Below are 10,161 nucleotides of genomic sequence, written 5' to 3' on the forward strand. Positions count from 1 at the left end.
TGCGCCCGTTGTTGTAACAAGAGTTGTTCCAACTATTGAAGGAGTTCCTCGTGTCCGACGTACGATGCCCGGTCGTCGAGCTGCGGCAGTACACGCTGCACCCCGGTCGGCGCGACGTGCTGATCGACCTTTTCGACCGGGAGTTCGCCGACCCGCTGGAGGCGGCGGGCATGACGGTCCTGGGCCAGTTCCGTGACCTGGACGACCCGGACCGGTTCGTCTGGCTGCGGGGATTCGACGACATGCCGCGGCGCGCCGAAGCGCTCGGCCGCTTCTACGGCGGGCCGGTCTGGAAGGCACACCGCGACCAGGCCAACGCCACGATGATCGACTCGGACGACGTCCTGCTGCTGCGTCCCGTCACGCCACGGACCGGTTTCCCGGCCCCCACCACCCCCCGCCCGCCCGCCACCGCCGCCGCCGGCGCCGGCGAGACGGTCGCACGGCCGCATGAGACCGCCGCGCGACCGCGTGAGACCGCCGCACGGCCGCATGGGACCGCCGCGCCCGAGCCGGTCGTTCTCGCGACGATCTACTACGGCGACGGCCCCTTCGACGCGACGTTCGCGCAGTTCTTCGAGCGGCGGATCCGCCCCGCCGTAACGGAGGCGGGCGCCGTTCCGCTGGCCTGCCTGTGGTCGGAACACGCGCCCAACACCTTCCCGGCCCTGCCGGTACGGACGGGTGAGGAGGTCTTCGTGTGGTTCGCCCGGTTCCCTGATGAACGGCACCTCGCCGAGCACCTGGACCGCCTGGAGCACTCGCCGGATTGGCGCGCCACGGTCCAGCCCGCCTTGTCGGGAATGCTGGCCAGAACCCCCCAACGGCTGCGCCTGTCCCCCACCGCGAGATCCCTGCTGCGCTGACCGCCGACGGGCCCGGCCGGCCGGGTCCTGGGCCTTCCGTTCAGACGAGGAGTCCCCAGTAGACCGCCCAGGGCAGGAAGACCAGGCCGGCGCCGATGAGCAGGCCGACCCGGGCCTTGTCCCCCCGTGTCATGTCGCGGCGGTGACGCCGCCACGACAGCGCGCACGCGGCGGTGGTCACGACGGTGGCGACGGCGAGCAGCCGCAGGACGAGCCAGGGGATGGGGTGGCCGGCCACCACGGGTCCGATCACGTTCGCCGCGGTGGCCAGCATGAAGAGGACGTACGCGAGCCCGCCCAGCGTGGTCGCCAGGCCGAGGGCGGCCAGCCAGCGTGCGGGACGCCGGGCCGGCGGTGCGCTCCGGCGGCCACGGACGCGGCGTACGACAGCCGTCACCGGATAACCGGCGAAACCCACGAGGAACACCAGAAACGCGACGAGCTCCCACCAGGGCGACTCGTACCAGGCAGGCGGCGTGAACGTGGGCACGGGCAGGTCATCGGCCGGAGCCGGGCCCGCGCTCGTCCCGGGCCGTGCGGATGCCGAGCGCTCGATCCAGGACGCCTCGTAGGCACCGTAGTCCGGCGGCAGGCTGACGATCCGGTCGAAGCCACCATCGGCGGTGAGCTGCAGATTGTGCCGGAGTCCTGGCACGATCCGGATCGTGTGCCGGGTGTTGCCGCCGCGTTCCAGCGCCTGCCGGATGATCCTGCCGCTTTCCTGGGGAATGGCCTGGCGGTCGAGCGCCCCCCACTGGGCGAGCACCGGCTGGCGTACGCGTTCCCAGGCGGGCGCCGGGTCGAAGTTCGCCTCCGGGAAGATGCCCGCGCTCATCGTCATCCGGATCGCGGTCGACTGCAACGTGTGCGGCAGCGACCCGGACACTCCGGCGTGCCTCAGGTACTCGCCGTACTGCCATGCCGTCTGGGCCGCCGGGGCGATGCCGACCGCGCCCACGGTGATCAGGAACTTCACGTCGGCCGAGCGGCTCGCGGCCAGCGGTGCGGCGAACGCGCCCTCGGACAGCGCCCACAGCCCGAGCCGCCCCGGGTCGACGTCGGCGCGGGAGCGCAGCAGCCGCAGGCCGGCGAGCGCGTCGTCGGCCAGTACCGAATAGTCGCGGTGTACCAGGGAGTAGCCCACGGTCCGCTTGTCGTAGATGAGCGTCACGATGCCGCGCCGGGCGAACGCCTCGGCCTCGGGGAGCAGGTTTCCCCGGCCACGGTTCCCCGCGCCCTCCATCATCACCAGCGCCGCCCGACGCCGCGTCCCGGACCCCGGCGCGGGCGCGGGTGCGATGACGGTGCCGTGCAGCACCACGCCGTCCTTGGCGGTGAAGGACACCTCGGCGGCGGCCAGCCCGGCGGGCGCGCTCAGGGCGGCCGGCCCGGCGTACGCGGGAGTGGCCGGCCCGGCGTACGCGGGGGTGGCCGCCAGGGCGAACGCCGATGAGGCGAGTACCATCAGGGCTGCCAAGACGCGCGGTGACCGTCTACCCCGGAATGGGGCGCTTGCGGTGGATCCGCTGATTCGCCCCGTCGCCCGCGCATGAACCCCTGTGTGCCGCATGACGATCCGTCCCTCTACAGCTCGGTGGACGCGTCCGGTGACGTGCCGTCCGCGACACACAGCCTCGCTGGATCATGGAAAACGGACCATGGCCACCGCACCTGAGGTCATGGGGGTGCAGGCACCTGGATCGGTCGGGGTCTCCGCGCCGTCGATCACCGGCAGGCCCGCGCCTAGCGTTGGTCGCGTCGGCCGGAGAGGTCCGTCGGAGACTGGGAGGATCGTCATCATGCGATCGACGATCGTGCGCATGGCGCGCGAGCAAGGATGGCTGCTGGCCGGCGCGGCCATCGGTTTCGGCGCACCGCCCTTGCTGGTGCTGACGCTGATCTCGGTGCCGGCGAGCCTGGCCGCGGGTCTCGGCGTCCTGATCTTCGCGGCGACCGTCTGGGTGACCCGCAAGCTGGCCGACCTGCAGCGCCGCCGGGCCGCCACGGTGCTGGGCGGACCGGTGACCTCCCCGTACGCGCCGTTGCCCGCGGGCGTTCTGCCGAGGATCCGGGTCCTGCTCGGCGACCCGGCCACCTGGCGGGACCTCGCGTGGTTGCCGTGCCAGTTCGTCCTGGGCACGCTCAGCGTGACGGTGGGCCTCGGGCTGTGGCTCGCGGTCGTGCAATGCGTGTCGGCGCCGTTGCTGCGGGCGCTGCTGCCGGCCGCCACGAGCTTCGATCCCGTGGTGCTGGAGATCACCGGCCGGTCCGGCCCGCTGACCTGGCTGCTGGTCCCGGTCGGCGCGGGTCTGATCCTGCCGGCTTACCGCCTGCCCCGGCATCTCATCGCCGCCCAGGCCCTGCTGTCGCGTGCGCTGCTGCGCCCCACGAGCACCGCCCGGCTGGCCGCGCGAGTCGATCGGCTGACCGCCAGCAGGGCCGCCGCCGTCGACGCCTCCGCGGTGGAGTTGCGCCGCGTGGAACGTGATCTGCACGATGGCGCCCAGGTACGCCTTGTCGCGGCGACCATGAACCTCGGCATCGCCGAGGACGTCATCGACACCGATCCGGCCGGCGCCAAGGCGCTGCTGGCCGAGGCGAAGGCCGGTGTCGGCGTGGCACTGACGGAGCTGCGCGACCTCGTGCGCGGCATCCATCCGCCGGTGCTGGCCGACCGGGGCCTGGCCGGTGCGGTGCGGGCCCTCGCCCTGTCCTGCGGCCCCGTCGAACTGGATCTCCGCCTCGACCGGCGCCTCGCCGCCCCGGTGGAGTCGGCGGCGTACTTCGTCATCGCCGAGTCGCTGGCCAACGCGGTCCGGTACAGCGGCGCCCGGCACATCCAGGTGGCGGTCACCGACGCGGGCGACGTACTGCGCATCACCGTCAGCGACGACGGCCGAGGCGGCGCCGACCCGTCACTCGGCACCGGCTTGCGCGGCATCCAGCGTCGCCTGTCCGCCTTCGACGGAACCCTCCAGATCACCAGCCCCCCGGACGGCCCCACCGTACTGCGCATGGACCTGCCATGCGCGCCCTGACCGCCCTGGACACGCTCCGCACGATCGGGCATGCCCGTTGAACCCCGGACACGGAACCCCGATGCGCGTTCTGATCGCCGAAGACCAGCTCCTGCTGCGCGACGGGCTGAGCCGGATGCTGACCGCGTACGGCTTCGACGTGGTGGCCGCCGTCGACGAGGGGTCTTGGCTGACCGAGACGCTCGTCTCACTCCGGCCGGACGTCGCCGTGATCGACGTGCGCCTGCCTCCCACCTTCACCGACGAGGGACTGCGCGCCGCAATCGCCGCCCGCGCCGAGGTCCCCGGCCTGCCGGTCCTGATCCTTTCCCAGTACGTCGAGCGGCTCTACGCCCGCGAACTGCTCTCCGACCGTACGGGCGCGGTCGGATACCTGCTCAAGGACCGCGTCGGCGACGTACGCCGGTTCGTCGACACGATCCGCCAGATCGCCGCCGGCGCCACGGTCATGGACCCGGAGGTCGTCGCGCAGCTTCTCCACCAGCGCGACACCCTGGCCGTCCTGACCCCGCGCGAGCGGGACGTGCTCCGCCTGATGGCCGAGGGCCGCTCCAACGCCGCGATCGCCGCTCAGATGGTCATCACCGAGAAGTCCGTCAGCAACCACATCAACACCCTCTTCGCCAAACTCGGCCTCCCCCCGTCCGGCAACGACCACCGCCGCGTCCTCGCCGTCCTGGCCTACCTCGACCAGTAGACCTCGCGACACGTGCCCTTCACGCCTCCACGGCGTGGACCAGAAGGCTGTGACCACCATGTGACCGGGTCACCCGTACGCTGGCGTCCGGTTCGAAGGTGAAGGGTGGTCGGGGGAGGCGGATGAGGGTCCTGGTGGTCGAGGATCAGGCGCGGCTCGCCGATTCGGTGGCGCGGGTCCTGCGGCGCGAGGGCATGGCGGTCGACGTGGCGTATGACGGGACGGCGGCCCTCGAACGCGCCGCCGAGGTCGACTACGACGTGGTGGTCCTCGACCGTGATCTGCCGGGGGTCTCCGGCGACGAGGTGTGCCACCGGCTGACGCGGGAGCCGATGCGCACCCGGGTGCTCATGCTGACCGCTGCCGCCACCATCGCCGACCGGGTGCGCGGCCTCACCATCGGCGCCGACGACTACCTGCCGAAGCCGTTCGCCTATCCCGAACTGGTGGCCCGCGTACGGGCGCTCGGCCGGCGTTCCCAGCCCGCCGTGCCGCCCGTGCTGGTGCGCGGTGACCTCGCGCTCGACCCGGCGCGGCGGGTCGCCACCCGGGCCGGGACACGGCTGGCGCTCAATCCCAAGGAAATGGCCGTCCTCGAATACCTGCTCACCGCGGGGGGCCGGGTCGTCTCCGCAGAGGAACTCCTCGAACGGGTGTGGGACGAGGCCACCGACCCGTTCACGACGACGGTGAAGGCGACCATGAACCGCCTCAGGTCGAAGCTCGGTGAGCCGCCCGTCATCGAGACCGTTCCCCGGGCCGGCTATCGAATCTGAACGGGACGGGATCCTCATGGGCCTGAAGTCCACGATCTCCGGTATGCGGGTCCGGCTGCGGCTCACCCTCCTGTACGGCGCGCTCTTCCTGATCTCCGGCGCCGTACTGCTGGCCATCACCTATCTCCTGGTCGCGCACAGCGGGTCGAACATCGCGATGTCCACGACCAGCACGACGCCCTCCGGCGGGCGGAGCGTCAGCGTCTACCTGGGGGAGGTCCTGCCGAGGGGAGCCCCGCTGTCCGAGGCGGATCGGCGCGTCGCCGAGGCGGTCCAGGGGCAGGCCCGCCGGCAGCAGGCGGAGATCATGCATCAGCTGCTCGTGCAGTCGGGCGTGGCGCTCGCCATCATGTCGGTGCTCGCGGCCGTGCTCGGCTGGCTGGTGGCCGGGCGGGTGCTGCGGCCGCTGCGGACGATGACGGACAGCATCCAGCGCATCTCGGCGCGGAACGTGGACGAGCGGCTGGCCGTCACCGGGCCGCGCGACGAGCTCAAGAATCTCGCGGACACCGTCGACGGGCTGCTCGGCCGGTTGGAGGCGGCGCTCGACTCGCACAAGCGGTTCGTCGCCAACGCCGCGCACGAGTTGCGTACACCGCTGACGCTGGAGCACGCGCTGCTGGAGGAGGCCGTCATCGACCCGGACGCGACGGCGGACTCCTTCCGGGGGCAGTTCGAGCAGTTGATGGCCGTCAGCGAGCAACAGGCCAGGCTCCTCGAATCGCTGCTCGTCCTGGCGACCAGCGAACGCGGCCTGGACCGCCTGGAGAGCGTTGATCTGTCGGGGTTGACCGGCGACGTGCTGCGGGCCGCCGGCCCGCAGGCGCGACGGCAGGGCCTGGCCGTCGCGGCGGAGGTCCGGCCCGCCCGGGTCACCGGCGACCCGGCCCTCGTCGAGCGGCTGGTGGCCAACCTGGTCGACAACGCGATGAGCCACAACGTCCCGGACGGGCGGGTGGAGGTGGCGACGGGCACGGAGGGCGGGCGACCCTTCCTGTCGGTGACCAACACGGGGCCGCGCGTCCCGCCGGAGATGGTTCTTCGGCTTCTCGACCCGTTCCAGCGGCTCGACCGGACGGCCGACGACGGTCACCACGGCCTCGGGCTGTCCATCGTCCAGTCGATCGCCGTCGCCCACGCGGCGGACCTGACCGTGCGGGCCCGGCCGGCGGGCGGCCTCGCGATCAGGGTGCTCTTCCCGGCTCGGGAAAGCGCCTGAGGGCGATTTCTGTGCCCGTCGTGTGACCGGTCGAAGCGTAGAACATGACGCATGTCCACGAATACGAAAAAGCCTCGGGCGAAGAAGACGACAATGCGACGAACTCTCGCCTCGGTCACTTTGCTGCTTGTCGCGGGAACGGCGGGTTGCGCCCGTCAAAATGACCCGACGGTGGCGACCGCCACGTCCGGCGCGCCCAAAGCCGCCGCGACGGCGGGAAACGACCAGGTCTCGACGCTGAAATTCTCGCAGTGCATGCGCGATCAGGGCCTCACGTGGTTCCCCGACCCGAACGCCCAGGGCAATCTGGGAGTGCACGCCCCCGAAGGCGCCGACCAGGGCAAAATCGATAAGGCGGAGGAGGCGTGCAAGGCGTACTCCCCCTGGGAAAGCCGGCAGGGCCGGCCGATCAGCGCGGAGGATCTCGACAAGCTGCGGAAGGTGTCGCAGTGCGTACGGGACCACGGATTCGCGAAATACCCCGACCCCGACGCGAACGGCTCCATCAAGATCGACTCCGGTGCCGCCGGTTTCGAGCCCGACGACCCGGCCTTTCAGAAGGCGCGCCAGGAATGCGACAAGTACCTGCCGGCGCCGCGTAACAAGGAAAACTCTTGATGGATGCGCGACGCGCCGCGGGTGTGATCGCCGGCGTGCTCGCGGCCGGTGCCGTGGCCGCCGCGATCACGGTCTTCAACCTGCCGATGTCGGAGGCCATCCCCAGCTCCGCCAGTAGCGCGCCGGCGGCCACCGCCGAGATCACCAAGCTGACGCTGGTCGACCGGGAGGACCACGACGGCACGCTCGGCCACGGCGACACCACGTCGATCTCGTCGCGCGGTACCGGCACCGTGACCGGGCTGCCCGCGGAGGGCGCGACGGTCACCCGCGGCAAGGCGATCTTCCACCTCGACAACAGGCCGGTCACCCTGCTCTACGGCGCGCTCCCCGCCTTTCGCACGCTCTCGGCGGGCGTGAAGGGCGCCGACGTCAAGCAGTTCGAGCGGAACCTCCGGGCGCTCGGCTACCGAGGCTTCACCGTCGACAGGACCTACAACTGGGCGACCGCCTCCGCGGTCGAGGACTGGCAGGACGACCTCGGTCTCACCAAGGCCGGCACGGTGGGTCCCGGCCAGATCGTCTACGCCGCCGGCGCGGTGCGGGTGGACTCGCTGAGCACGCAGGTGGGGACCGTGATCGGGCCCGGCACCACCGTGGAGAAGATCACCGGCACCACACCGCTGGCCACGGTCACGCTGGACACGAGCTCGGGGCGGCTCGCCAGGAAGGGCGCCAGGGTGCGGGTCACCCTTCCCGGCAAGAAGGTCGTCCGAGGCAAGATCATCAAAGTGGCCACGGTCGTGAGCCAGGGCGAGAACGGCGAAGCGGACAGCACCCGGATCCAGGTGACGATCCGCTTCACCTCGGCGGTAAGGAGCATGGGCGCGGCCGCCGTCTCCGTCGCCTTCACCGCCGGCAGTCGGCCGGACGTGCTGGCCGTCCCGGTGGCCGCGCTGCTCGCGCTCGCCGAGGGCGGGTACGGGGTGCGGGTCGTAGAAGGGAGCACGACGCGGATCGTGGCGGTGAAGAGCGGGCTGTTCGCCGACGGCAAGGTGGAGATCACCGGGACCGGGCTGCGGGCCGGCCTGAAGGTGGCGATGCCGTCATGAACCCCCTCAAAACCATCATGACGGCTCCTCTCGCTGGCCACCCGGTGATCGAGCTCGCGGGCGTCACCAAGACCTACCCCGGCGGCGTCACCGCGCTGCGCTCGGTCGACCTGGTCGTCGGCTACGGCGAACTGCTGGCGATCGTCGGGCCGTCGGGCTCGGGCAAGTCCACGATGCTGAACCTGGTCGGCACGCTCGACCGGCCGTCGCAGGGCACCGTCCGGATCGACGGGCACGACGTGGCGTCGCTGTCCGACCGGCGGCTCTCCGCGCTGCGCGCCCGGCGCATCGGCTTCGTCTTCCAGCAGTTCCACCTCGCGCCGGGGCGGGACGCGCTGGGCAACGTCGCCGACGGCCTGCTCTACACCGGCCTCGTCAGGCGGGAACGCGAGCGGCGCGCCGAGGCCGCGCTGGTGCGGGTCGGTCTGGGCGAGCGGCTCACCCACCGCCCCTACCAGCTCTCCGGCGGCGAACGCCAGCGGGTGGCCATCGCCCGCGCGGTCGCGGGCGACCCGCCGCTGCTGCTCGCGGACGAGCCGACCGGGAACCTCGACTCGGTCTCCGGAGCCGGGGTGATGGGACTGCTGCGCGAGCTGAACGAGGCGGGCACGACGATCCTGGTCATCACGCACGACCGCGAGATCGCCTCCGCCCTGCCCCGGCAGGTGCCGATGCGCGACGGGCAGGTGGTCTGAGATGTCGCTGCGTCCCGCCCGCCTGCGCCTGTCGGATCTGGCCCGGCTCGGCGGATACGGCCTGCGCTCGCGCCCGCTGCGCGCCGTGCTGTCGGCGCTGGGCATCGCGATCGGCATCGCGGCGATGACCGCCGTGGTCGGCATCTCCGCCTCCAGCCGCGCCGACCTCGACCAGGAACTCGCCAAACTCGGCACCAACATGCTGACCGTGTCACCCGGCACGACGATGTTCGGCAAGCAGGCCACGCTGCCCGACGAGTCGATCGCCATGATCAAGTGGATCGGCCCGGTACGGTCGGTCACCGCGACCGGCACGCTCAGCGCCACCTACGCCTATCGCAACGACCGGATCCCGGCGGCGCAGTCCGGCGGCCTGTCCGTGCTCGCCGCCAAGCTCGACCTGCTCGAAACGGTCGGCGGCACGCTCGAACACGGCGCCTGGCTCAACGCGGCCACCGACAGGTACCCGGCGGTGGTGCTCGGCACGACGGCGGCCGAGCGGCTCGGGAACGTGCCCGCCGTCTACATCGGCGGCCGATGGTGGGTCGTGGTCGGCGTGCTGCGGAAGGTGCTGCTCGCGCCGGAGCTCGACTCGGCGGTGCTCATGGGGTGGCCGGCGGCCACGACGTACCTGGGCTTCGACGGGCATCCGACGACCGTCTACACGCGGTCGGTGGAGTCGCAGGTGGAGGCGGTGCGCGCGGTGCTCGCGCCCACGGCCAACCCGTCGGCGCCGGGCTCGGTGCAGGTCTCGAAGCCGTCCGACGCGCTGGCCGCGCGCCGGGCCACCAACGCGACCTTCGACGCGCTGCTCCTCGGGTTGGGCGCGGTCGCGTTGCTCGTGGGCGGCATCGGCGTCGCCAACACGATGGTGATCTCGGTGCTGGAAAGGCGCTCGGAGATCGGCCTGCGCAGATCGCAGGGCGCCACGAAAGGCCAGGTCCGTACGCAGTTCGTCATGGAATCGCTGCTGCTTTCACTGCTCGGCGGCGCGTTCGGCGCGCTGCTCGGCTACCTGGTGACCGGAATGTATGCCACGACACAGAAATGGCCCACGGTCGTCCCGCTGTGGGTCCTCGCGAGCGCCGTCGGCGCGACGGTGCTGATCGGCGCCCTCGCGGGCCTGTACCCGGCGATCCGCGCCGCCCGCCTGTCCCCCACGGAGGCCCTGGCGACAACCTGACGAACACCGCTCCGGGG

General features: G+C 71.8%; 10 protein-coding genes. 9 read left to right on the forward strand and 1 reads right to left on the reverse strand.

What is annotated here, in order from left to right:
- Positions 1-50 precede the first annotated feature (50 nt).
- The gene (locus NYZ98_RS25785) at positions 51-866 is read left to right on the forward strand and encodes an NIPSNAP family protein (RefSeq protein ID WP_262845824.1); all 816 of its coding nucleotides are present in this window, start codon (positions 51-53) and stop codon (positions 864-866) included.
- 40 nt (positions 867-906) lie between these two features.
- Here the strand turns inward: NYZ98_RS25785 and NYZ98_RS25790 are convergent, their stop codons facing one another.
- Entirely contained in the window at positions 907-2,331 is a 1,425-nt protein-coding gene (locus NYZ98_RS25790; protein WP_262845826.1) for an alpha/beta hydrolase family protein, read from the reverse strand.
- A 334-nt stretch (positions 2,332-2,665) separates the two neighbouring features.
- On the opposite strand from NYZ98_RS25790, the gene NYZ98_RS25795 reads away from it, so the two are divergent.
- The 8 genes from NYZ98_RS25795 to NYZ98_RS25830 all read left to right on the forward strand — a co-directional run bounded on the left by NYZ98_RS25795 (position 2,666) and on the right by NYZ98_RS25830 (position 10,144).
- Positions 2,666-3,904: a sensor histidine kinase gene (locus NYZ98_RS25795; RefSeq protein ID WP_262845828.1), complete on the forward strand. Its 1,239-nt coding sequence runs from the start codon at positions 2,666-2,668 to the stop codon at positions 3,902-3,904.
- Between the two features lie 61 nt (positions 3,905-3,965).
- Positions 3,966-4,601 (forward strand): LuxR C-terminal-related transcriptional regulator, encoded by a 636-nt coding sequence (locus NYZ98_RS25800; protein ID WP_262845830.1) that lies wholly within the window; start codon positions 3,966-3,968, stop codon positions 4,599-4,601.
- A 122-nt stretch (positions 4,602-4,723) separates the two neighbouring features.
- On the forward strand, positions 4,724-5,377 hold the full coding sequence (locus NYZ98_RS25805) for a response regulator transcription factor (protein ID WP_262845832.1): 654 nt from the start codon (positions 4,724-4,726) through the stop codon (positions 5,375-5,377).
- A 16-nt stretch (positions 5,378-5,393) separates the two neighbouring features.
- Complete coding sequence (locus NYZ98_RS25810; protein ID WP_262845834.1) at positions 5,394-6,596, forward strand: sensor histidine kinase; 1,203 nt, start codon at positions 5,394-5,396, stop codon at positions 6,594-6,596.
- Between the two features lie 93 nt (positions 6,597-6,689).
- Positions 6,690-7,214 carry a hypothetical protein gene (locus NYZ98_RS25815; RefSeq protein ID WP_262845835.1) on the forward strand — a complete coding sequence of 175 codons (525 nt, stop codon included), beginning with the start codon at positions 6,690-6,692 and terminating at the stop codon, positions 7,212-7,214.
- Entirely contained in the window at positions 7,214-8,266 is a 1,053-nt protein-coding gene (locus NYZ98_RS25820) for a peptidoglycan-binding protein (RefSeq protein ID WP_262845836.1), read from the forward strand. The genes NYZ98_RS25815 and NYZ98_RS25820 overlap by 1 nt, the downstream gene beginning before the upstream one ends.
- A complete protein-coding gene (locus NYZ98_RS25825) occupies positions 8,263-8,961 on the forward strand; it encodes an ABC transporter ATP-binding protein (RefSeq protein WP_316249606.1) in 699 nt (232 codons plus the stop codon). Before NYZ98_RS25820 ends, NYZ98_RS25825 begins: the two co-directional genes overlap by 4 nt.
- 1 nt (position 8,962) lies before the next feature.
- Positions 8,963-10,144, forward strand: a complete 1,182-nt coding sequence (locus NYZ98_RS25830; RefSeq protein ID WP_262845838.1) for an ABC transporter permease — start codon at positions 8,963-8,965, stop codon at positions 10,142-10,144.
- The last annotated feature ends 17 nt before the right edge of the window (positions 10,145-10,161 follow it).

Source organism: Sphaerisporangium corydalis (genome assembly GCF_025506355.1).
Classification (GTDB): domain Bacteria; phylum Actinomycetota; class Actinomycetes; order Streptosporangiales; family Streptosporangiaceae; genus Sphaerisporangium; species Sphaerisporangium corydalis.